The following is a 24,472-nucleotide window of genomic DNA, read 5'->3' on the forward strand; positions in this document are numbered from 1 at the left end:
CAAACAATATTAAAAGCTCCGTTTCGGGGCTTTTTCTTTTTAAAAACAGCTTTATGATACTGTTATTTTTCCGGAATCATTTCGCTGTATCGTTATAAATTCCCTCCTGATTACACCCTTTTTTATCCAAAAAGAGGTACTTATATACGCAAATATACTCAACTCCTAATTTTTATGCCAATCCATAATTGTTATTTCAATAAAAATTACAAGATTCGCAGTTCCAAAACGTATCACTATGAAAATTAGCAAATTACACGCCTGCTTTCCGGTCCTAACTTTTATGCTGTTGGCTCTTTTTAGTTGTGAACTTGAAGAAGAGGTATTGCAAAAGAACAACTACCGGGAAAATATAAAAATCAGAAACAGCACTTTTGACGCGCTGCTGAACGAACAACATTTTGTTAACGCAATTTCGAAACTAAGCAAAAGTAAACCGGCACAATCCAAAACCGTTATGGAGGCAGAATATGGTTTTACCATCCTGCCGGACCAGGCAAAAGTATTGGAGCATAAAGGCAAAACCTCCTATACTTTTCAGATAAAAAGAGAAGTCCAAAATCCGGACTATTTTGAAAACCTTGTCATAGACACGGACAGTATCGGGCAAACGGATGCCTATCTCTTTAAATATTTGCCAACAGAGCCATTAGCGCCCAGTGAAGAACACGATTCATTCCATTTTAAAGGAGCTGTTCATATCACGCCCATTACCTATAATATTGCCATAGCGGAGAAAGAATTACACTGTGTTACGGCTACCGTGATGATGTGTGACCAGTCCTGGTCGGGTAGCGGCTCTACAACACCGCATGTGGCCACCCAATATTGTAACAACCCCAATCACTTAACGGAGGTAACCACCACCACCTGCGATATGACTGCCGGTGGCGGAAGTATGGGTGCCGGAGCCGGCGGATGGTTTGGTGCTAATCAGGGTAGTCAGGGCAGTGACCCCGGCGGCGGACATGCAGGAGCCGGAAATGGCAGCGGAACTGCTCCGGGTTCTAATACGAATCCTCCGGTACTTACCGCTCCGGTTTTTGATTTAGACCTGATCACTAAGTGTAAAACGATCAGCAAACAAATGGCCAAATTCCCGGGTTTAAAACAATCTTTAATCGATTTAGCGGCCACCACCTCAGATAGTCATGAAAACGGGATATTTATTGACAAATCAGCTACAGCGGAAACGCCCGATCCAGTTCAGACAGTACCGGTAGGAAGTGGCGGCACTATCGAAATCAATTTAAATCCGCCATCAAAATATACAATGATAGCACATACACATGATGCATCCGGGGCTGATGGGCAAGGAACTTATTCCATATTTTCTTTTGACGATATGGCAACAATAAGTAATTTAATCCAAAAAGGAAAAATTGATACCGGTGATTTTGTTTTTTATGTGGCTACGGCCGACGGCACACGATATGCGATGACGATAAACTGTGCCTCTTGTTTAGAAGCTTTCTGCTATCCTTGTGGTGAAAATTTGGCGATTGGTACAATTTTAAATATGACAAGATTAAAAAAAGTGGATGATTTAAGTGATGAATTTTATAACGGAGTTAACGGTATACACACAAACTCTGATCCAGAAGAGGATAAAAAAACTTTTTTAAGGTTTATATCAAAAGCGAATTTAGGTATATCTTTATTTGAAGTTGACGCTACTTTTACAAACTTTGAAAAGTTAGAGTATGACTCTAAAAAGTCAAATATTATTAAGATACCTTGTTTAAACTAAAATTACTTATACTATGAAAAAAATATTCTATATAATTTTATTAGGGCTTACTACCGTTTATTCTTATGGGCAACAAGAACGAATTGAGGAAATGAAAAATTTTCGCAATCAATATTTTAAGAGAAGTCCGATTCTTACCTATTATTTCAAAGATGTTAATAATTATTTCGCGCCATTTATCGGAACCTGGATTTATCAAAACGGGAACCAAACTTTTGTTATTAACTTCTGGAAGGAAACTAAAAATGCTTATCTCAATGAAACCCCAAAATATTATCTTGATGAATTGGGAGGGCATTATAAATTAGTTCAAAATTACGGGCAGTCAAACGAACAGTTAATTTATACCTCACAGATAAACATTGGTAATTCCATTACGCCTTGGTCAACTATAGTTACTGCAAATCAGCCAATTGAACCATATAAGATGGGTGGTTTCGTTTATGATGTGACAGGAGTAGTGAATCCTGCTTATCCTTTGGGGGTAAGAGGAGAATTGGAGATGATAATTAATCCAGTTAATCCTAATACGGCGCAATGGAAAGTTAAATTACCGCCGGGTATACGTCTTTCTGACCAGCCAAGTACTTTTACAATACCCACTAACGTAACACTAACAAAAGTTAATCAGTAACATAAAAAAGCCGGGAAGTTTTACCGGGTTTTATATACTTTTTGGTACTACTATTTAGTGACGATATTGCTGCAATTTGTTTGTTACAGTTGACCTAATTGCTGTTAGGTATTGTGTGTTATATCACATAAACATATTTTCTAATTAGTGATTATATATCCGTTTAGTATGAGATAAGTTAATCCCGTTAAACACATAATATTATGAAAAAAATAGTATACCTGTTTTTATTAATGTTTATTACCACGTTTTCTTATTCGCAACAGGAAAAAATTGAGGAAATAAGACAATATTACAACCCCAATTTTAACACAAGTCCTTTTTATATTTATTACTATAAGGATATAAATAACTATTTTACCCCATTTATCGGAACCTGGATTTACCAAAACGGAAACCAAACTTTTGTTATGCTTTTTTGGAAGGAAACAAAAATTGGCTACCCAGATACAAATCCAAAGTACTATGTTGATGAGTTACGCGGACATTATAAATTAGTTCAAAATTACGGGCAGCCAAATGAACAGCTAATTTATACCTCTCAAAAAAATGTAGGAAATTCAATAACGCCGTGGCCAACAATTGTTATGTCCAACCAACCAACGGAACCATACAAAATGACTGGTACTATTTTTGACGTGGCTGGTGTCTTAAACCCATCATACCCGACAGGAGTTAGAGGAGAATTAGAAATGATAATCAATCCGGCTAATCCTAATACGGCGCAATGGGAGGTAACTTTACCTATGGGAATGCGTGGCTTAGACCAGCCAAGCACTTTTACAATACCCACTAATATAACACTGACAAAAGTTAATCAGTAACATAAAAAAGTCGGGAAGTTTTATCGGGTTTTATATACTTTTTGATACTACTATTCAATGAAGATATTGCTGCAATTTGTTTGTTACATCTGACCTAATTGCTATCAGGTTTTTGTGTTATATCACATAGACATATTTTTTAATTAGTGATTATATATCCGTTTAGTATGAGATAAGTTAATCCCGTTAAACACATATATTATGAAAAAAATAGTATACCTTTTTTTATTAATGTTTACAGTCTTTTTTTCTTATGCACAACAGGAAAAAATAGAAAATATCGGACAATATTTTGATTCAAACTTTAAGCCAAGTCCCTTTTTTACATACTACTATAAAGATATTGACAACAATTTCATCCCATTTATTGGAACCTGGATTAATCAAAACGGGAATCAAACCTTTATTTTAACTTTATGGAAAGTTGAAAAAATCCCGGGATATCCTAATAATCCACCTAAATATTATATTGACAAATTGAGAGGACATTATAAATTAGTTCAAAATTACGGGCAACCAAACGAACAGCTAATTTATACTTCTCAAATGAATATAGGAAATTCAACAATGCCTTTGGAAACTATTGTAATGGGAAATCAGCCAATTGAGCCATATAAGATGAGTGGTTTCGTTTATGATATTACTGGAGTAGTGAATCCTGCTTATCCTTTAGGTGTAAAAGGGCAGTTGAGTATGGAAATAAACCCAGTTAACCTGAACACAGCGCAATGGAAAGTAATATTACCTATGGGAATGCGTGGCTCAGACGAACCAAGCACTTTTACGATACCGACTAACGTAACACTAACAAAAGTTAATCAGTAACATAAAAAATCCGGGAAGTTTTATCGGGCTTTATATACTTTTTGGGACTACTATTCAATGACGATATTGCCGCAATTTGTTTGTTACAGTTGACCTAATTGCTGTTAGGTATTGTGTGTTATATCATATAGACATATTTTTAATTAGTGATTATATATCCGTTTAGTATGAGATAAGTTAATCCCGTTAAACTCATATATTATGAAAAAAATAGTATACCTTTTTTTATTAATGTTTACAGTCTTTTTTTCTTACGCACAGACAGAGAAAACAGTGGACATAAGACAATTTTACAACTCTAATTTAAAAAAGAGTTCTCTAATTATTTATTACTATAAGGATGTAAACAATTATTTTACTCCATTTATCGGAACCTGGATTTACCAAAACGGTAACCAAACTTTTGTTATAAGATTTTGGAAAGAAACGAAAGCCAGCTACATCAATGAAAATCCGAAGTTTTATATAGATGAATTATGCGGACACTATAAATTAGTTCAGAATTACGGGCAGCCAAATGAACAGGTTATTTATACATCTGAAAAAAACATAGGTAATTCAGTCACCCCATGGTCGACAATTATTATTGCGGGTAAAGCGTTAGAGAATTATAAGATGACAGGACAAGTATTTGATGTTGCCGGTGTCTTAAATCCTTCATACCCAACAGGAGTTAGAGGAGAATTAGAAATGATAATCAATCCGGCCAATCCTGATACAGCACAATGGGAGGTAACTTTACCTATGGGAATGCGTGGCTTAGGCCAGCCAAGCACTTTTACGATACCCACTAACATAACACTAACAAAAGTGAATTAAAATAACAATAAAAAAAGCTCGTTTTAAATATTAAAACAGGCTTTTTTTGTTGTTAATACATTCAGAAAATAACATAACTTTAATACGGATTTATCTTAAAAAGAAATACAGGCTAAAATGAAAAATGTTATATTCTCAGGAATGGCTGCCTTGCTGTTTTTGTCATGTCAGCACAAGATTGAAAATGTGGAAAAAGCGTTCTATTACTGGAAAAGTTATGATGGGTATTTTTCAGACAGGGAGGATTCGATTGTTAAAAAGCTACAGGTACAAAAATTATACGTCAAATTTTTTGAAGTTGACAATAGCAATGAAATGGGAAATTATCCGGTTTCAAAAACCAATCTGAATTTTTCAATGCCCAAAGGCAATCTGCATATTATTCCGACGGTTTACCTGAAAAACAAAGTTTTCAGTCAAAGCAGTAAGGGAAGTCTGGATACACTGGCAGACAATGTTCATTTCCTGATTGAGAAATATTGTAAGGAACGATTCGGGAAGCAGCCGGAAGTTAAGGAATACCAGATGGACTGTGACTGGACTTTAAAAACGAAGGACAATTATTTCTATTTTTTAAAGAAACTCAAATCCCTTTCCGGGAAACAGATCAGCTGTACGCTGCGCCTGTATCCGTATAAATACCCTGATAAAATGGGTGTGCCTCCGGTGGATAAAGTGACGTTAATGTGTTATAACCTGATTAATCCGCTGGAAAGCTCCCGTAAAAATTCGATACTGGACCTTGAGGAATTAAAAAGCTATTTGCCTGCTAAAAAGAAATATCCGCTGCATCTGGACGTTGCGTTACCGGTTTATTCCTGGCTGCAGGTATACCAGAACAATCAGTTTTCAAAAGTGGTTTATACCGATATTAAAGCGGTAAAGAAAATACTGAAACCTGTAAAACCGTTATGGTATGAAATTACGAAAGATACGGTTGTGGAAGATATGTATCTGCGGATGGGCGACCGGGTTAAACTGGAAGAACTTACTGCCGGAACGATCCGGCAGGCTATCCGGATTATCAAAAAGAATGTGGCCTTTGATAAGACTACCACAGTGACCCTTTTTCATTTAGACGAACAACAATTAAGCAATTGCAGCGATGAAGAACTTTCTGCTTTTTATTCTGATTTTAGTCAGTAAACCGCTTTTTGCCTGCGGGTTTTATCCTTACGGAGAAGAACTGCGCTTTTCATTCTTTAATCCGAATGTTTTCCGTTATTACGGCTATTCGGAATTTAATTATTCTTCGGATTCGTTTAAGCCAAAAGCGCTATATGAAGAGGAAGAAGCAGAATTATCGCCTAATGAGGTGTTGTGGTTGCGGTATTGCAACCATAAAGTTCCTGCTTCGGCTGTCTGGGAGGTTTTGTATGGAGATAAAACGATCGGGAATGATAATAAAATGCTGCAGTATTTGCACCGGCAGCAGGATTGGGAAGCAATCAATTACCTGAAATTTGCCAAGAGCTGTGAGTTTTTTAACACCTGGCTGGATGATCCCTGGGAACGCCGCTCGGGAGCAATATTGCCGGAACGGACCAAACAGATCGACAAAGCCATCCGGCTGTCTAAGCAGGTTGCGAATAATGAAATAAAACGCCGCTATACTTTTTTAGCCATTCGGCTGGCCTTTTACAATAAGGATTTTGCAACCATCCGGAAGTTGTATGATACCGTGTTTAAGAATCAGGGCAATCAGGATATTCTGAACTACTGGAGTTTGTATTTCAGAACTTTGGCTGAAACAGACAAGGCACTGGCTAATTTTTATGCCGCCAGGGTTTTTGAAAATGCCCCGGACAAACGTTTTATGATTGCCCAGCAATATAATAGAACTGTTCCTATTGATCAGGTTTTGAAATATGCTGCAACAAACCAGGAAAAAGCAAGTGTTTATTTTTTAGCCGGTATTTTAAAACACGACAGAGCTTTGGAAAATCTGGAAAAAACATACCGGTACAATCCCAGATCGGAAGCGATGAATTTTCTTTTATTGCGGGAAGTCAACAAAATTGAAGACTGGATTTTTACGCCTTATTATTCCTTGTTCAGTCCGTCCGTAACGTCATTTTGGGAAGAGAATTCCGTGAAAATTGTTTTAAAAAGGGTTGAAAACGACAGGGACTATGCCCGGAAAGTTTTGCGTTTTGTCAATACCGTGAATATAAACAAGGTTGAAGATGCCGTATTCTGGAAAACCACTAAGGCACATTTGCTTTTTATCACGAAAGACTATTCGGAAAGTTTGGTACTGATCGGGCAATTGGCTCAGGAAAATAAATCGAATGCAGCCCTGTTAAAACAGTTAACGCTGCTAAAGGCATTAAATCTCACCGCAAATCAGGCAAACGGGAAGGCTGTTATTCCGGAAGAAGTACAAACAATCATTCTTAAGAATAAAGACAACCAGAAATTTATTTTTGCTTTGGGCAGGGAGTTAGAATATAAAGGAAATACAACAGATGCCGCTTTGCTATATACCCGATTAGGGAATGGTGATCGTTACGGTTCGGAGGTGGTTTGGAAAACACAAAAGAACAAAGGGGATACCTATTTCGATTTTTATGACAATTATTTTGATTATGTGAATGTCATGTATACTCCGAAACAACTGGAAGAACTGATAGGCGATATACTGGCTAACCGAAATAAAAAGGACGTTTTCTCTGCCTGGAAATATAACGGATTGCAAAAGGAAATACCCCGCTTGTATGATTTGCTCGGTACAAAATACATCCGCCGGAATGAGTTGGCTGCTGCCCTGGCGGGTTTTAAAAAAGTAACGCAGGATTTTTGGGATAAAAAATATACAGCCTGGGAAAAAACAGCTAGTTATTGGGATTACAGCAATGTGTTTGACAAAAATCCATTTTATGAATTGAATTATACCCCGAAATTTATTGCGGTAAAAGATTCGATGCGACTCACCAAGACCAGTATAACCCGGCAGCTGATCAGGTATCTCAATAAAGCAGATAATCCGGCAGAGCAAAACCGGGACTATTATTATTTTCTGGCCGCCAATTGCTATTACAACATGACGCAATATGGGAATGCCTGGATGATGCGGCGTTATTCCTGGTCAAGCAGCGGCAATCACAGCATACTGGAAGATGAATCGGAATATTACGAATGCAATCTGGCTAAAAAATATTACAGGCTGGCACTGGAAAACGCTAAAACCCGGAAGTATAAAGCGTTGTGTCTGCGAATGATCGGGAGATGTGAAAAGAATAGATTGGCCTATCGTTATCCGGATCGTTATGGCTCGGACATAAAGGATTATGACAGCTATCTTCTGGGTAAGAACCGCTATTATTCCGATTTAAAGAATAATTACAGTGACGATTATACATCGTTAACCAGCGACTGTTCTTTCTTTGAGGATTATTTCAAAGCACGCCGCTAACAAAAAACGCGTCATTTATGACGCGTTTTTTGTGGTTATGATTTTTTCTTCATCGGATAACTTTCCTTGCTTTCTTTTCCGTTTTTCATTCCGGAAATTGCTGCGACCAGGCTATCGTTTGTAATCTTGTTATACGTGATCTTCTGCGGGAAATCATGTTTCGGGTTTTCAAAAACAAGAAGCTGATCCGTGCTGCTGGTCAATTTAAAAGTAACCGGCTTGCCGTCGTTTTGATTTTTAACGGTAGGGATATAAAACAAACTGTCCATTTTTTGTTCCAGTACAACACTTTCGGTATGAACGGTGTCTTTACCCGCCACAAAGTAGGTCTGTGCGGTTAGCGTACTGTCGTTTAGTCTGGTCCAGGTTTCGGTTAAAACACCTTCTTTGGAGGTATTGCCCCATTCGCCAACCAGCCAGGAAGCCTTGTCAATCAGGGCATAGGTTTTTGCTGCGGGTTCCGGGGCTGTGGTTTCCGTTTTTTCTTTTTTCTGGCAGGAAACCACCAGAGCCGTTATTGCGATTGCCGCCAGTGTGATACTTTTTTTAGCCATAATTATCGGGGTTTTTAGTTGTTGAGCATTGGTTTTAAATTAGGATTCCTGTTCCTTAAATCCAGTCCGCCTTCATAAACGGATTTCAGATTCACCAGATAAAAGGACCAGCCGCTGTGACAGCCCAAACGGATTTCTTTTTTGGAATGATCATCTGTTGGAATGTCTTTTTGAGTCAGCTCGACCAGTACATATTCTTTGTGGTCGGTAAGTTTGATCGCAACCTGGCACGATCCGGCAAAGGTAAACTGAAGGGCATCCCTGCCGTTGGCTTCGGTAAATGTTCCCATCTCCATGACATCATACAAATACCAGTTCCATTCATAGCGAAACCCTTTTTGAACCGGGATGTTTTTAGCGATGATATTTCCGTCGGGATCGAAATTATTGGCATTGCTCAGGAACCATTTTTCTATTTCGGAAGCCTGTGTCCAGGCAGCATAAAGTTTTGAAATAGTAGTGTTTATGGCAATCCTTATCGTGAATGTAGTCCAATCGAAATTTTCCATAACCGCTTGATTTTAATTTCAAATGTATAAAAAAAATCTACAGGGCTACTGTTAGAAACTAAACGGATTTTTTTGTAATTTTGCACTCCAATAAAGGAGAAACAAAGATGTTAGACAGACTTCAAATAGTAAAACAACGTTTTGATGAGATTTCGGACTTAATTATCCAGCCGGATGTTATTGCCGACCAGAAGCGTTATGTACAGTTAAATAAAGAATACAAGGATTTAAAAGCATTGGTTGAAAAACGTGATGAGTATGTAAATCTTGACGGGAATATTAAGGAAGCGAACGAAATAATTGCCGACGGTTCTGATGCGGAAATGGTAGAAATGGCCAAATTGCAATTGGATGAAGCAAAAGAACGCTTACCGGAACTTGAAGAAGAAATCAAGTTTTTGTTGATCCCGAAAGATCCGGAAGATGCTAAAAACGTAATGGTGGAGATCCGTGCCGGTACCGGAGGAGATGAAGCCAGTATTTTTGCCGGCGATTTATTCCGTATGTATACCAAATACTGTGAAGGTAAAGGATGGAGAACATCTGTAGTGGATATGAACGAAGGAACTTCGGGAGGATTCAAAGAGGTTATTTTTGAAGTAACCGGAGAAGATGTGTATGGTACTTTAAAATTTGAAGCAGGTGTTCACCGTGTACAGCGTGTTCCGCAAACGGAAACTCAGGGACGTGTTCACACTTCGGCAGCGACCGTTATGGTACTTCCGGAAGCAGAAGAATTTGATGTACAGATTGATATGAATGATGTGCGTATTGACTTTTTCTGTTCGTCAGGTCCTGGTGGTCAGTCGGTAAATACAACAAAATCGGCTGTACGTATGACACACATTCCAACCGGTTTGGTGGCACAGTGTCAGGATGAGAAATCGCAGCATAAAAATAAAGATAAAGCACTAACGGTATTGCGTTCCCGTTTATACGAAATGGAATTGGCAAAGAAACAGGAAGAAGATGCTAAAAAACGTAACTCACAGGTGAGCAGCGGTGACCGTTCTGCTAAAATCCGTACCTATAACTATCCGCAGGGACGTGTTACCGATCACAGAATCGGATTAACATTATACGATCTGGACGGGGTAATGAACGGAAGCATCCAGAAAGTAATCGACGAATTACAATTGGTAAGCAACACCGAGAAATTAAAAGAAAGCGAAGTATTTTAATTTTTTTAAATGCAATACTATCAAAAAATGTCACACGGAAGAACAATCTAAGTGTGGCATTTTTTTTAACCTTTTGGCAGCTTTCTGAAACTTTCCGAAATTTGCCAGTAATCATAAACAACACACTACTTTGACAACACAACAACTAATTCAGCAGATTCAACAAAAAAAATCATTCCTGTGCGTGGGCCTGGATGTCGACTTGAATAAAATTCCAAAGCACCTTTTAGCGATGGAAGATCCTATTTTCGAATTCAATAAAGCAATCATCGATGCCACACACGATCTTACCGTTTCCTACAAACCGAATACAGCTTTTTATGAAGCTTACGGAATTAAAGGCTGGCAGTCACTGGAAAAAACAATCCGTTATATTAACGAAAAGTATCCGGACATCTTTACAATAGCCGATGCTAAAAGAGGAGATATCGGTAACACGTCGTCTATGTATGCAAAAGCTTTTTTTGAAGATCTGAATTTCGACAGTGTAACCGTGGCGCCATATATGGGGAAAGACAGTGTGGAACCGTTTTTAGCTTTTGAGAACAAACACACGATAATGCTGGCCTTAACGTCCAATGAAGGAGCCTTTGATTTCCAGACCCAAATGGTGGATGGCGCAGAGCTGTATAAAAAAGTAATTGCAACTTCCAAAGAATGGAAGAACAGCAGTAACCTGATGTATGTGGTTGGGGCAACCAAAGCAGAATATTTTACGGAGATCAGAAAGATCATCCCGGATAGTTTTTTATTAGTTCCCGGAGTTGGCGCACAGGGCGGCAGCCTTTCGGAAGTATGTAAATACGGTATGAACGACAATGTAGGCTTACTGATCAATTCGTCACGCGGTATTATTTATGCTTCAGACGGGGCCGATTTTGCCGAAAAAGCCAGAGCCGAAGCACTAAAAATGCAACAGGAAATGCAAGCCATCCTGGCTGCAAAATAAAATTACCTTATAAGGTTTCAACCCTGTATTTCATCTGTCGGATAAAACAGGGTTGAAGCAAATGGGGAAAACCGCAACCATTCCCGGTTCCTGATTTAAGACAACCATTTTTTGTTTTTAGCGGCCAATACCCATAAACACAAATAGTCCCGAAAACCAAAATAAAAGTTTTCCATTCAGGCTGATTTTTCATTACAACGATAGCGCTTTTTGTATTTTTGCACTATGAAAATGTTCACAGATCAATTAGGAACGCTGCATTCTTTTGAAACCACTCCCAAAAGAATAATCTCTCTGGTGCCTTCGCAAACAGAATTACTTTTCGAATTAGGGTTAGAGGAAAATATTGTCGGGATAACAAAATTCTGCATCCATCCGTACCATTTAAAAGCAACCAAAAAGATCATTGGCGGTACTAAAAAAGTACATGCCGAAAAGATCCGGTTACTCGAACCGGATATCATTATTGCCAATAAAGAAGAAAATACCCAGGAAATAGTGGAGGAGCTGTCTAAAATCTGCCCGGTTTGGGTGACCAATATTATTACGATTGAAGACAATTTAAAAATGATTTCCGACTTCGGACAATTGTTCAATAAACGTACCGATGCCCGGAAATGGATCGATAAAACCAATTATGCCTACGAAGATTTCAAACGGTTCATAGCAGACAAACCCGTCAAAAAAGCGGCCTATTTTATTTGGAGAGATCCGTATATGGCGGCCGGTTCCGATAATTTTATCAATGAATTATTAAAGCTGAATAACTTCCATAATATTTATGAAAGTAAAGGACGTTATCCGGAAGTCGAACTGAAAAAGATTCGTCTGGAAGGCGATCCGGATCTGGTTTTTCTTTCGTCGGAGCCGTATCCGTTTAAGGACGAGCACGCTTTTGAGATCGGCAGGTTTACCCATCATGCCAAAACCGTTTTTGTAGACGGTGAAATGTTTTCGTGGTATGGAAGCCGCCTCGTTAAAGCCTTCGAATATTTCAAACAACTGCACGGCAGGATAGCATAAAAAAAAGCTGTTTGAATTTCAAACAGCTTTTTTTTTACAGGCAATTATGATTATTGTCTTTTGAAAACATATTTTTTAGTTACGGTCACACCGTTAACAGTAGTAGTTTTTTCATAGTAAAACTTATTCCCGTTATCGGTAAAGATAATATTTTTAGTGTCTGTGATGTTGGTACTGGTCAGGTGGTAAGCGTTTTCTACATTTGCCCAGTAACCGATAACTGTTTCAGCCAGTACACAAGTTCCGCTTCCGTTACCGCCGTGATCGTCATCATCGTCGTCGTCACCGCCTCCGTTACCTGGATTTGGATTAACCGGTCCGTGATCGTCATCGTCATCATCGTCGTCTCCACCGCTGCCGCCGTGATCATCGTCATCATCATCGTCTCCGCCTTTTTGAGCCAATGAATCGTCAAATTTCATTTTTCCGGTATTGGAATACGCTTCGTGTGTGAATTGTTGTTCTCCGAAAATATAGGTTTCCTGCAGGTTACAGTTGTTTAAAACAACTAACTGATTGTTGCTGTATTCCTCAACAAGCTTCCAGGTCCCGATAATCGGATTGCTTTGCAACGCAACAGTATCTTCATCTTTGTTACAGCTAAAAAAAGTAATAGCCGTAATAATGGTTAACATTAAAAATAGTTTTTTCTTCATAAGAGATAACATTTAAATTAATTGATAAATTATTTGGTTAGTATTTATTGTACAAATTTGATCCCCAGTGAAAAGATATCGGCTTTTAAAGCATCGCTTCTTTCATACCGGTTGTAGCGGAAATCAATATTCTTTAATCCGAATTTCAGGACCCGGGCACGGGTCAGGATATCCGAATAGCTTAACCCGATTCCGTACTGATGGCTGTCAAATGACGACAGGTCATAGTCGGATGTATAATACTTCTGGAACGAATAATGCTTTTCAAACGGAGCGAAATAGCGAACCCCTTTTTGCGTATAAAAACGGTACATCGGCAGTATGGTGAAATATTCAGAAATGCGGTACGGAATTTCAATACTGGCAGTATGAGCCTCAAGTCCCCAATCGTCAGCATAGTAACGATAGTAACTTCTCACGACAAACTTCTCGTTGATATAATAATTCAAACGGGCGCCCACAGGAACCTTAAAACGGGTTTTCGGCAGTCGCTCCACATCATCCGCCAATCTGAAAACACCAACATTCCCCGGACTATCATAAATAGGGATATAACGCGGTTGTCCGATATAGTAATTCGCCTTATCGGCAAAATAAATACGGTGGTAAGGTGTAGAAAGTAAACCATCCTGATAAAGAAGATCCATGAATACGGACGCCTGCAGGTTCTTGGTCAGTACTTGCGAGAACCCTAAAGACATCGAATAGGAATTTCTTTTCTCGTTTGAAAAAGGATGGAAGGATTTCGGCAGGTAATTCGTTGTGGCCATACCGTATTCGTCCAGGATGTTTACTCCTTTAAAGTAGCCGCTATTCTGGAAATGCATCCCGTATAAAGAATACTCGTGCAGCTCTGTTGGATAAATAGCATACCATTTGTCAAAATAGGCACTGGCTTTCAGACTGATCTCCGAGTTTTTATCGTTAAAAAGCTTCGCAAGGCCTGCGCCAACGCCAAAGGACTGGTAGTCATATTCTTTAGAAACGCTGGCATTCGCATTCCAGATTGTATTACGGTTGTCGGAACTGTGACTGTAGCTCGCCGAAAGTGTTTTTAAAACATCCTTGCGCGAAGCACCGGTCGATTCTATCCACGGACTTCCGTATGGTGCCGGAACAGTTGTTGTTGTATTGTAGTAATCATCGTCTTTATTCGTATACGGCGTGTTGGAATTCATACTTCGTGAAGCGCCCGTATTGTTGTTATTGGTCGTGGTTGTAAAAGAACCGTCACTAACAAAAGGATTGATGTTGCTGGAAGAAGCAGAAGTATAGGCCGAAAAACCGGCATCGATGGTTAAAACACCATCATCACTCACCGGAATGGACAATACAATATTAGAAGTGTAATCTTTTAGTTCTTCACTACCAATACCGCCACCCACAGGGGAATGTTTTCCGTCCTGCTGGTAATAACTTCCTAAAAACTCGATTTCGGCTGTTTCTAAAACTCTTTTTTTATAAACAGCAGTGCTGTCTTTTTCCTGTGAATTTGCTGAGGTAAGATAAAAAAGGCTTGTAATAAATAGAATTTTTTTCATGGTTTAATTGCAGCCACAGCCTCCTCCTGTTTTTCCGCCATTGGCACCGGAAGCGCCTTCGCGATAAATTTGAAAATTAGTTTCATATCGTTCGGACGAACGGGCAGAAAGTTTCATATCGGGATCATTGATGTTTTGCTTTTCATATTCCTTAACGGTATTGCAGGAATAACAAACAAGACACAACAAGCAGAGTATTGTTAATTTCATTTACGTAATTTTTTTAATTTCTTAATATGGGCATTCCTGGAATAATAAACCTTTCCGGCATCGTCAACAATTACGGCACTTACCTGCGGAATCTGGTCGATCAGGTTCATTCCGGTTTCGCGGCCCAGTACCACTACGGAAGTTGAAAGACCGTTAGCCATTTCGGCACTTTTGGCAAATACCGTCACACTGGCAATTCCGGTAGCCGGGTAACCGGTTCTGGGATCGATAATGTGGGAATAGCGTTTGTTGTTGAGCATGACATATTTTTCATAATTGCCGGAAGTTACCACGGCACTGTTTGTTAAAGGAAAAACAGCAAAAACACGGTCTTTATTCATTGGATTGGTAATGCCAACGGTCCATTCTTTGCCATCCGGCTGTTTTCCCCAGGTATTCATATCGCCCGAAGCGTTAATAATACCGGCGACAACACCTTTAGCCATCATGAAATCCTTGGTTTTATCGGCTGCATAGCCTTTTCCGATAGAACCGAAACCGATTTTCATACCCGGAAGTTTTAAGAATATGGTACTCTTTTCCCTGTCCAGGATAATGTTTTGATAGCCGATCTTTTTTACCGATTCTTTAACGGCTTCCGGCGAAGGCAATTCGGTCATGCTGCCGTCGTATTTCCAGATCTTATCGGCAGCGGCAAAGCTGATGTCGAAAGCACCGTCCGTTAGTTTTGAAAAACCAATGGCCCTTTCGGTCAGATCAAACAGCTCTTTGTCTACCACTACGGGTTTGATTCCGGCATTCTGGTTGATTTGGGAAACCTGCGTATGCGGCATCCACTCGGAAATAAGATTTTCAATTCGCGTAATTTCAGCAACAGCGGTATCGATGTAGGCATCTGCCGTTGGAGCATCTTTGGCAACTATGGTAATGTCAAACCGGCTTCCCATTAGTTTTACAACTCTTTTCTGGGCAATCTGGGCAGAAAGGGTGGTGAGGCTGAAAAGACAAAAAAGAAGAATTAACCGTTTCATATTTTCTTTTCTAAAGTGTGTAATAATTTGATGTATTCTTCCGGATTAACGTTTTTGTAACCGGTTTTTCCCAGTACTTTTCCGTTTTTATCCAAAACCACAACCAGCGGAAAATGGCCTTCTTTATTATATTGTTCTGCCAGAGAGGCATTCTGGGATTTAAGGGTTTCGGAAAGTGCCGCGGTTTTCTTCTTCGGAAAATCGGCTTTTACCAGTACCCAGTTGGTTTTTGCTTCTGTTTGAAAAGCTTCCGAACTCCAGATGGTCTTGTCTAATTTGATGCAGGGCGCACACCAGTCGGAACCGGAGAAAACCAGGATAATATTCTTGTTTTCTGCAGCAGCACTTTTTTTACTTTCTTCAAAATTTGTTTCCCAGTGCTGTGCATAACTAAACGTACTCAACAGCAATAGCAGGCAGGTAATTTTCATGGTAATAAACTATTTTTTAATAATCTTTTTAAACTGGATCTGTCCGTTTTCAAATTCAATTTTAACCGGATAGATTCCCTGGGTGTAAGCCGATAAATCGATTTGATTTTCTTTGCCCGATATGATCTGCTGACCCAGTGGTGTGTATACGGAAATGGTTTTTATTGTTTCTGACGATGCAATGGTCACAACATTTGCAGTGGGATTCGGGTAAATTTTTACGGCAGTTTTATCAAAATCCGATACTCCCATAGGCTGTTCGGCGATGTTTACCGTATAATCTTCTACTTCTCCGCGGGCACTGCCAATGAATTCACAAGATTCTGCAGCAGTAACACCGGTTAATCTTTTCGAACGGATTCGCATCCGGGTGGTTCCGGTTTGTGCCGTTGCCGGAATCTGTATCGCTGCACTGCTGAAAACAGTACTGTTGCTGCTGTTTTGCGTTCCTAAACTAAAAAACTCCGAGCTTTCAAAAATACCATTTTTATTAAAATCGATCCAGGCACCCACGCCGCCGCTATTTCCCGGATTGTCAACGGTTACGCTTAAAGTATAGGCAGTCCCTTTGGTAACCTGGGCGCCATTAACCGCCTGCGTATAGTCGATATACGAATAGTTGTCCTGGCTGCATTCGGTGGTATTGTTAATTCCGGCAAAGGTAACGTTCGTTAACGTTCCGCCATACAGGCAGCTGTTGTTGTTCCCGATAGGGCAGTAGCTTACCGTTGTGGCCATCGTTAAACGAAGATTCGGACGGTAGAAAAAACGATCCATGCTCGTCGTACTGGTCCACGGCTGGGCAGTAGGGTTAAAAAAGTTGACTCCATTGCTGTATTTACGGGACAAATAATTCGGGTTGGTTGTTGTTGCTCTGAAACGCGGATAGTTGTTATCGTCTTTGGTAGCGGCATCTCTGACAACCAATACCGACAGGTTACCCGCACTTTTATTATATGCAAACGGTGTGTTAAGCGTTATTGTATTCCAGCCCGCAGTAGCGATTGCCGGAAGGCTGCCGGAATAGACTTCGGTATAGCCTGTAAAATCGGTAGTTCCCACAGCACCGGTAGGTAAACTGTTGAGGCTGGATAACTTTAAATAAACTTTCAGATTGTTCGTCGCAGCGGCATTAAAAGTCGAACTGTGCTGCCACGATAGTGCGGTTATAGTCCCGGAAGTATTGATTTCACTGGATAGGTAAACACTTTCGCTGGCAGATTTTTCATAAACGGCGTTTAGTGGAGCGTCGTTGGTAATATTATTGCTCGTTTCATTTCCAATGGTAATTGTCTGCGCCTGCAGGATACTATTTTGACCCAACAGGGAGAATGTTAAAAAGAAAATGGCGCGTAAAGTTGTATTCATGAGTAAGTTATTTTTATTTATACTAAATCTAAATAGAGAGTGCAATACTACTAATTTTATTTAGTATTTGTTCCAAGTTTTTTTACTTTTTTTAAGAATAGTTCAAGGTTTTTCGGATTTTAGAGTGTTTTGTTGCTATTAATCGTATAATAGAATCCATTCATTATGAGAAAAGTAATTCCATTCTGCCTTGGCAAAATCGACATTGGGATCAATAAGCCTTCGGAGCTGCTTTTTATTAATAGCCACTTTTGAATCGATATAAATACTCACTTTTTTTCCTTTTAGCTGATAGTGTTCCTTGATTTTTTGGGCTGTCTGCCAGATCATATCCGGTTTGGTCTGCATCCCGCGGATCTGTTTTTTGGTAAGCAGTTTTTTCAGCTTGAAATAATGCTGCTTTCCGGTTTCGTTATTGACCACTAAAAATTTGGTATAGCCGCTGCGGTTGCGCAGCATCATCCGCCAGCTCAGGCGGTGTCCTTCTTCGGTCCAGAGTACGTCGCCTTTAATTACCCAGTGCCGCAAAGGGCATAAAACCTGGAAGATAAAAAACGGAATAAAGAAATACAGCACTATTTTTCTTCCGTAATCGGGTTTCAGTGGTGTCTTTTCAACAGCAGTTCTATTCCGGAAAAACAGTTTTCGGATGGTTTCCGGCGGAAAGAAAAAGATCGAAAAGGACAATGCCATAAACGGGAAAATACCAATGCCCAGATGCAATTTGTTGAACAAATGGAAAAACAGCGAAGCCATAAAGGCATATTTCCGGGTTTTGTGCCATAGCAATGCCGGCACAATCAATAAGTCGAATAAAATTCCGGCATAGGCAATAAACAGATAAAACCACTGCTGGTTGTATAAATTTTCTAAAAGCGGAATGACATTTTTGTGCAGCATCCCTTTGGTAAAACTGCCATCCAGCCAACCGGAATAGAGTTTAGCGACTGTAGCAAAAAAATAGACAATGGCGATTTGCAGGATCATAACCCAGATGCACCAGGAAGGAACCGTATTGCTGCGGATGTCCGGATTTCGTCTGGCATCTACAGAATGGGAAGCATTGGCAGGGAGAAACAGCATGATAATGCAAACCAGCAATAACAAATAGTAATGATTGTTATAGGCTGTTTTCTGCATAAAATAAGCACCTGCCCATAAAAGGGTAAACAGGCCGAGGCTCCAGCGGTAAAATAAACCAATGGAAATAAAAACACCCAAAAGTGCCATAAAATAGAAATAGTAATGCATGCCTTCTCCCGGCAGCGGTTGCAGCCATTCCATCCCGATATGGGAAAAAGTATAGGTGGGCAGTATAAAATTGCGTCTTACCCATTCGTTCATAATGCACTGGATGCAATGCCATGAAATCAGTATTCCGAAAACTATCCGGAATAGAATTAACTGCGAATTATCAATCGGGGTGAATAAGGCAGAACGGCATTTTTGATAACGGTTTTCCAGGTATTTTTTTAAAGAAATGAAAATGCTGAGAAGCGTATTGTTAGCGGATTCGGACTCTTTTAACATAAAAAAAGCTTAAATAAAAGTTAGGGCAAAGTTAAAAAAATAATGAACTTATTTAGACTTATTAAAAATAAATATATAGCTTTGCCGAAAATTTCAAAATTACATGAACCGAATATTACTTTTATTACTAGCCATTTTTACTTTTAACGGATACGCGCAAAGCGTTGACTCTGTAAGCGTTAAGAAGCTTAAGGAGGAGATAAAAAAAGAGTTGAGAGAAGAACTGAAACAACAGGTTAAAGCCGATTTTATTAAAGAAAATAAAACCCTTTTTGACTGGAGTAAGTTTACTTTAAGCGGATACGGAGTTGTTAACTATTACAACTACAGACGTTACGATACCGATTTGGGAATGAAAGATAAATTTGATGCGGAACGCCTTAATTTATACCTGGGATACAATTTCAATGATTGGATCAGTTTTAAATCGGAAATAGAATTTGAACACGGCGGAACCGGTTCCACAGTAGAGCTGGATACCCAGGAAGAAGCCGGAGAATATGAAAAAGAAGTGGAAGCCGGAGGAGAAGTGAAGATCGAGCAGATCCACATCAACCTGGCCGTTCGTCCTTACTTCAATGTGCGGGTGGGAAGAATGAAGATCCACTTTGGACTTGCTCAGGATTTAGACCGTCCGATCTCCTATTTTACCACACACCGTCAGGAAATGGAAAACGAAATCCTTCCTTTGGGATGGTATGAAAATGGGGTACAGTTCCACGGAACCTTCTGGAAAAAAAGATTCAAATATGAAGTGTCCGTTACCAATGGTTTAGACGCTTCAGGATTTAGCTCAAGAGGCTGGATCAAAGAAGGATACCAGCAGCGTTTTGAAATGTCTGTGGGCGAAAGCTGGGCATTTACAGCCCGATTGGACTACAAATTCGGAACCCATAAAAATACCTATTTCGGAGCGTCAGCCTATATTAACGATGCGGCTGCAAACAGACCGAAAAACGACATGAAAGAAACGGCTTATGTAACCATTTTTGAAGGACATATCACTTATGACGAAGATTACCTGCGTTTCAATTCCATTATCTTATACGGAAATCTTGAAAACTCGAATATCGTTTCCAGAAAGAACGCCAGTTTATCAAACAACTTAGGGGTGAAAAGAACACCGGTAGGAAAAAGTGTTTTAGGATTTTCGGCAGAAGCCGGATACGAGATCCTGCATTTCTTCAACAAAACGACCAAACAAAAATTCTATCCGTTTATGCGATACGATTACTACGATACGATGCATGGAGTGGAAGGAAACGTTGTTAAAAAACCAAGATGGGAAAGAAGTGCTATAACCGGAGGATTCAACTGGTTTGTACACCCGCAGATCGTGTTAAAAGCACATTATCAGAACAGAAATTTAGGTTCGTATCAGTTTGATCCGGTAACCGCATTGAATACAGGAGAGAAACAACAGGAAAATACATTTTCTGCCGGTATTGGTTTCTCCTTCTAAAAACAGATTACTAACACAAATATTTTATAAATGAAAAGAAGAGTTTTAAGTTTAGGATTTATTGCAATGGCATTAGCATTAGTAAATTGCAGTAATAACGACGACACAAATTATGTAGACCCGAATGCGTCATTATATTCAAATGTAATTAGTAATGTTGCCTCTAACGTTGTAGTGGAAACATATAAAACACTAAACCAAAGAGCAACGGCGTTAAGAACAGCTATTAACACTTTAGCAGCTGCACCAACTCAGGATAATCTTGCTGCTGCAAGATTAGCATGGAGCGCAACCAGAAAACCATGGGAACAATCGGAAGGATTTTTATACGGACCGGTAGCAGATGATGCACTTGGTAACGGAGGTTTGGATCCTGCCATGGATACCTGGCCGGTAGATGTGGAAGCGATGAACAACATCCTGTCCAGTGGCCAGCCAATCACTGCTAACGTTATTGCATCTAACCCGGAAGCAAGAGGATTTCACCTTATAGAGTTTTTATTATGGGGAGAAAACGGAACTAAAACCGTTGCTCAGATTACAGCAAGAGAATTTGAATACCTTAAAGCTGCTGCTGAAGATTTACAGAACAATACACAAACATTAATTAACGGATGGAGCAGTTCTGCCGGAAATTATGTAGCTTACTTCTTAACAGCCGGAAATGCTAATAATGTGAAATACCCGTCACAGAAAGCGGCGTTAGAAGAATTTGTACATGGAATCATCACAATTGCCGATGAGGTTGCCAATACTAAAATCCAGGAGCCTTTAAACGGTCCTAACGGAGAAGGAGTTTCGCCACAGGCTGAAGAATCACGTTTCAGTAAAAATTCATTATTGGATTTTGCAGACAACATCCGTAGCGTTCAGAATGTTTATTTAGGAGATTATAATGCTATAGACGGTAAAGGACTTACCGATGTGGTTGCGGCTAGAAACCCACAATTGGATGCTACTATCAAAGCGAAGATCAGTGAGGCAATTACAGCAATTGAAGCCATCCCGGTATCGTTTACAGATGCGATCTATAACAACAGACCGGCAGTGGAAAATGCTCAGGAAAAAGTAAATGAATTATTCAATTTATTACAGACTCAGTTATTACCGCTAATTAATAATTAACGAATAGTATTGCCATAGTAACTATAAATAAGACTGTTATAATATAGGCTCAGGGATTGAGGAATACCTGCGACTATTATTATGATGTCTTTTTAATACCTCACTTATTTATTAAGTGGGGTATTTTCTAATTTATACCAATAATGATAAAAAAATACCTAGTATTAAGTTTTTTGAGTGTCGCTTTCCTTTCCTGCGATAATAGTGACAATGATGTTTATGAAGATATTCCCGATTTAAACGATCGGTTACTGGCAGGTGGCGGTACGACCGTATTTTTAGCGACAAGTAATGCGTTTAGTACTCCGGCGCCCAATCTTGATGCCGAAAGTTTAGGAATACATTTGGCTGGTGATGTACAGTTTGAAGCTGTTTTTGTAACAGCTCCGGCAAATGTGAATCCCGGTTTAGGACCTATTTTTAATAACTCTTCCTGTATTGCCTGTCATCCCAGAGACGGACGTTCGGCCTTTCCGGTGATGATTAACAACCGAAGCGGATTGCTGGTCAGAGCCAGTATTCCGGGAATGGACAGTCACGGCGGACCGCTTTCGGCACCGGGCTTCGGCTTGCAGATTCAAAACCAGGCCTTGTTTGGTTACACACCGGAAGCAGCCTATCAGGTTGTGTTTACGGAAAAAACGGAAACACTGGCAGACGGTACCGTTATAACCTTACGAAAACCGACAATAACCCTGGTGAATCCTTATATTCCTTTACCGGCAAACATGATGCTGTCCCCAAGAATCGGAACTCCGGTTTTCGGATTGGGATTACTGGAAGCCATACCGGAAGCCAATATCCTCGCTTTACAGGATGTTAATGATGCCGATGGTGACGGGATTTCCGGGAAAGCAAACTTTGTCTGGGATCCGAAACTGCAGCAAACCGTATTGGGAAGATTTGGCTGGAAAGCCAATACCGGAACCATACTGGTACAATGTGCGGCGGCTTATGTGGAAGATATGGGGATTACGAATCCGGTCTTTCCTAACGAAACCGGTTACAATCAGTCCAACGGGCAGGACGGTCTGAACGACGATCCGGAAATCAATAATGATGTTTTAAACCAGGTGGCGCTTTACTGCAGAACGTTAGCCGTTCCGGCACCGCGTAATATAAACAACAAACCGGTAAGAGAAGGAGCTAAGATTTTTGACCGTATTGGCTGTGCAAAATGCCACACGCCGAAACAGGTTACCGGATATCATACCATTGCGGCCTTGTCCAACCAGACAATTTTCCCGTATTCCGATTTATTACTGCACGATATGGGCGATGATTTAGCAGATAACCGGCCGGATTTCCTGGCAAATGGAAAAGAATGGAAAACACGTCCTTTATGGGGAATCGGATTAACGGAGCTGGTAAACGGGCATACCAATTTCCTTCATGACGGAAGAGCGCGAAATATAACGGAAGCCATATTGTGGCACGGTGGTGAAGCCCAGCAGCCTAAAGAAAGGTTCAAACAGCTCACCACATCAGAAAGAGCTTCTCTTTTAGCCTTTTTGAATTCATTATAAGATATAGATAAAATAAAAAAGCCGGTGATGAGAAGCACCGGCATTTCTTTTTTTAACTAACCCTAACCAAATGAGAAATCATTTATTACTCTGCAAATGTCCGACATTTTTTTTAGCCCAAGTGTTAACAGAATGTTATTTGTATGTTATTGATAATTAAAAATTTAGATTTCTAAGAATATTTAAAGATTTTTCTTTCCGATCCGTATATTTTTCCATTTTCAGCAATTTCAGGACTATTTTTTATCCTGTAAAGCGAATACTTTTTTAAGCAGTCCGGAGGTTCTCGAATTCAGATTGGTTCGGATGTTTTTCTCTTCTACAGAGATCATTTTAAAAACACCTTCCATCGCTTCATTGGTTACATAATCCGTTAAATCCGGGTTTACTTTTTTAACCAGCGGGATACTGTTGTATTTTGTAATAATGGTACTCCATATCTTATCTGCCCCTACTTTATCAAAAGAACTTTTAATTACCGGGTTAAATTTACCGTACAAAGCTGTTGTTGTAGAAGTCTGTAAATAGGTCGTTGCCGAATTGTCACTTCCCATCAGGATGTTCTTGGCATCGGTAATGGTCATACTCTTTACCGCATTCACAAATATCGGTGTCGCTTCTTTTACAGCGTCCTCAGCAGCTCTGTTCATCATTTTTATACCTTCATCGGCAAGACTTCCCATCCCGATACTGCGCAATGTTTTGTCTACTTTCTGCAATTCTTCCGGCATCAGGATTTTGACCATTTCATTTTTATAAAAACCATCAACCTGCGTTAGCTTTACAACCTGTTTTTCCACACCATTGTTTAAGGCCTCTTTTAGTCCGGCAGCAATATCCGTCTGATTTAAAATACCGGAGGTTTTAGCCTTATTCGGTAACTGATTGAAAATTTGCTGTGCTTCTGCACATCCGAAAAACGGTAAAAAAGCAAATAAGAAAATAATTTTTTTCATATAGGGAGAATTTGATAGGCAAAGGTAATCAAAGTTCATACCAATTTTAAGTATAGTTTTTTGCTATTGAAAAATAAAAACAATCGATTTGATTTATAGTTTTGATGCGGTTACATTGGATAAATTTGAGTAAATTTAAAGTGCAATAGAAAATGATGTTCAGGACTTTAAATGTGATTCCAGTATTTATTA

At 39.5% G+C, this 24,472-nt stretch carries 23 protein-coding genes; 13 read left to right on the forward strand and 10 right to left on the reverse strand.

Features of this window, described 5'->3' with window-relative positions; translation table 11 throughout:
* Positions 1–238: 238 nt before the first annotated feature.
* From HW120_RS08690 to HW120_RS08720, 7 genes are all read left to right on the forward strand, one after another.
* The gene (locus HW120_RS08690; protein WP_177733230.1) at positions 239–1,750 is read left to right on the forward strand and encodes a hypothetical protein; all 1,512 of its coding nucleotides are present in this window, start codon (positions 239–241) and stop codon (positions 1,748–1,750) included.
* A 13-nt stretch (positions 1,751–1,763) separates the two neighbouring features.
* The gene (locus tag HW120_RS08695; protein ID WP_177733232.1) at positions 1,764–2,384 is read left to right on the forward strand and encodes a DUF6705 family protein; all 621 of its coding nucleotides are present in this window, start codon (positions 1,764–1,766) and stop codon (positions 2,382–2,384) included.
* A gap of 203 nt (positions 2,385–2,587) precedes the next feature.
* Positions 2,588–3,208, forward strand: coding sequence for a DUF6705 family protein (locus tag HW120_RS08700; protein ID WP_177733234.1), 621 nt, complete (start codon positions 2,588–2,590; stop codon positions 3,206–3,208).
* A gap of 201 nt (positions 3,209–3,409) precedes the next feature.
* Positions 3,410–4,033: a DUF6705 family protein gene (locus HW120_RS08705; RefSeq protein ID WP_177733236.1), complete on the forward strand. Its 624-nt coding sequence runs from the start codon at positions 3,410–3,412 to the stop codon at positions 4,031–4,033.
* 201 nt (positions 4,034–4,234) lie between these two features.
* Entirely contained in the window at positions 4,235–4,852 is a 618-nt protein-coding gene (locus tag HW120_RS08710; protein WP_177733238.1) for a DUF6705 family protein, read from the forward strand.
* A gap of 117 nt (positions 4,853–4,969) precedes the next feature.
* A complete protein-coding gene (locus HW120_RS08715) occupies positions 4,970–5,998 on the forward strand; it encodes a hypothetical protein (protein WP_177733240.1) in 1,029 nt (342 codons plus the stop codon).
* Entirely contained in the window at positions 5,958–8,267 is a 2,310-nt protein-coding gene (locus HW120_RS08720) for a hypothetical protein (protein ID WP_177733242.1), read from the forward strand. Before HW120_RS08715 ends, HW120_RS08720 begins: the two co-directional genes overlap by 41 nt.
* Before the next feature lie 35 nt (positions 8,268–8,302).
* Here HW120_RS08720 and HW120_RS08725 read toward each other — a convergent pair whose 3' ends face one another.
* Entirely contained in the window at positions 8,303–8,821 is a 519-nt protein-coding gene (locus HW120_RS08725; protein WP_177733244.1) for a DUF6265 family protein, read from the reverse strand.
* Positions 8,822–8,835: 14 nt separating this feature from the next.
* Positions 8,836–9,330, reverse strand: a complete 495-nt coding sequence (locus tag HW120_RS08730) for an SRPBCC family protein (RefSeq protein WP_177733246.1) — start codon at positions 9,328–9,330, stop codon at positions 8,836–8,838.
* A gap of 107 nt (positions 9,331–9,437) precedes the next feature.
* Between HW120_RS08730 and prfA the strand changes: the two genes are divergently transcribed.
* The 3 genes from prfA to HW120_RS08745 all read left to right on the forward strand — a co-directional run bounded on the left by prfA (position 9,438) and on the right by HW120_RS08745 (position 12,483).
* The gene (prfA, locus tag HW120_RS08735) at positions 9,438–10,511 is read left to right on the forward strand and encodes a peptide chain release factor 1 (protein WP_177733249.1); all 1,074 of its coding nucleotides are present in this window, start codon (positions 9,438–9,440) and stop codon (positions 10,509–10,511) included.
* A gap of 130 nt (positions 10,512–10,641) precedes the next feature.
* The gene (gene pyrF, locus HW120_RS08740; protein WP_177733252.1) at positions 10,642–11,460 is read left to right on the forward strand and encodes an orotidine-5'-phosphate decarboxylase; all 819 of its coding nucleotides are present in this window, start codon (positions 10,642–10,644) and stop codon (positions 11,458–11,460) included.
* Positions 11,461–11,685: 225 nt separating this feature from the next.
* The gene (locus tag HW120_RS08745; RefSeq protein ID WP_177733254.1) at positions 11,686–12,483 is read left to right on the forward strand and encodes an ABC transporter substrate-binding protein; all 798 of its coding nucleotides are present in this window, start codon (positions 11,686–11,688) and stop codon (positions 12,481–12,483) included.
* Between the two features lie 50 nt (positions 12,484–12,533).
* Here HW120_RS08745 and HW120_RS08750 read toward each other — a convergent pair whose 3' ends face one another.
* The 7 genes from HW120_RS08750 to HW120_RS08780 form a co-directional block, all read right to left on the reverse strand.
* Positions 12,534–13,139, reverse strand: a complete 606-nt coding sequence (locus HW120_RS08750; RefSeq protein WP_177733256.1) for a hypothetical protein — start codon at positions 13,137–13,139, stop codon at positions 12,534–12,536.
* A gap of 44 nt (positions 13,140–13,183) precedes the next feature.
* Positions 13,184–14,680 carry a DUF3570 domain-containing protein gene (locus HW120_RS08755; RefSeq protein ID WP_177733258.1) on the reverse strand — a complete coding sequence of 499 codons (1,497 nt, stop codon included), beginning with the start codon at positions 14,678–14,680 and terminating at the stop codon, positions 13,184–13,186.
* Between the two features lie 3 nt (positions 14,681–14,683).
* Positions 14,684–14,890 carry a DUF4266 domain-containing protein gene (locus HW120_RS08760; RefSeq protein ID WP_177733260.1) on the reverse strand — a complete coding sequence of 69 codons (207 nt, stop codon included), beginning with the start codon at positions 14,888–14,890 and terminating at the stop codon, positions 14,684–14,686.
* Complete coding sequence (locus HW120_RS08765) at positions 14,887–15,882, reverse strand: FAD:protein FMN transferase (protein ID WP_177733262.1); 996 nt, start codon at positions 15,880–15,882, stop codon at positions 14,887–14,889. The genes HW120_RS08760 and HW120_RS08765 overlap by 4 nt, the downstream gene beginning before the upstream one ends.
* The gene (locus HW120_RS08770; protein WP_177733264.1) at positions 15,879–16,313 is read right to left on the reverse strand and encodes a thioredoxin family protein; all 435 of its coding nucleotides are present in this window, start codon (positions 16,311–16,313) and stop codon (positions 15,879–15,881) included. Before HW120_RS08770 ends, HW120_RS08765 begins: the two co-directional genes overlap by 4 nt.
* A gap of 9 nt (positions 16,314–16,322) precedes the next feature.
* The gene (locus tag HW120_RS08775) at positions 16,323–17,681 is read right to left on the reverse strand and encodes a GEVED domain-containing protein (protein ID WP_177733266.1); all 1,359 of its coding nucleotides are present in this window, start codon (positions 17,679–17,681) and stop codon (positions 16,323–16,325) included.
* A gap of 138 nt (positions 17,682–17,819) precedes the next feature.
* A complete protein-coding gene (locus tag HW120_RS08780; RefSeq protein ID WP_177733267.1) occupies positions 17,820–19,211 on the reverse strand; it encodes an HTTM domain-containing protein in 1,392 nt (463 codons plus the stop codon).
* A gap of 103 nt (positions 19,212–19,314) precedes the next feature.
* On the opposite strand from HW120_RS08780, the gene HW120_RS08785 reads away from it, so the two are divergent.
* The 3 genes from HW120_RS08785 to HW120_RS08795 all read left to right on the forward strand — a co-directional run bounded on the left by HW120_RS08785 (position 19,315) and on the right by HW120_RS08795 (position 23,324).
* Positions 19,315–20,673: an autotransporter outer membrane beta-barrel domain-containing protein gene (locus HW120_RS08785; protein WP_177733269.1), complete on the forward strand. Its 1,359-nt coding sequence runs from the start codon at positions 19,315–19,317 to the stop codon at positions 20,671–20,673.
* 30 nt (positions 20,674–20,703) lie between these two features.
* On the forward strand, positions 20,704–21,798 hold the full coding sequence (locus HW120_RS08790) for an imelysin family protein (RefSeq protein ID WP_177733271.1): 1,095 nt from the start codon (positions 20,704–20,706) through the stop codon (positions 21,796–21,798).
* A 143-nt stretch (positions 21,799–21,941) separates the two neighbouring features.
* A complete protein-coding gene (locus HW120_RS08795; protein WP_177733273.1) occupies positions 21,942–23,324 on the forward strand; it encodes a di-heme oxidoreductase family protein in 1,383 nt (460 codons plus the stop codon).
* A 236-nt stretch (positions 23,325–23,560) separates the two neighbouring features.
* On the opposite strand, the gene HW120_RS08800 is transcribed toward HW120_RS08795, so the two are convergent.
* The gene (locus HW120_RS08800) at positions 23,561–24,280 is read right to left on the reverse strand and encodes a DUF4197 domain-containing protein (protein WP_177733275.1); all 720 of its coding nucleotides are present in this window, start codon (positions 24,278–24,280) and stop codon (positions 23,561–23,563) included.
* Between the last annotated feature and the right edge of the window lie 192 nt (positions 24,281–24,472).

Source organism: Flavobacterium inviolabile (assembly GCF_013389455.1).
GTDB lineage: Bacteria > Bacteroidota > Bacteroidia > Flavobacteriales > Flavobacteriaceae > Flavobacterium > Flavobacterium inviolabile.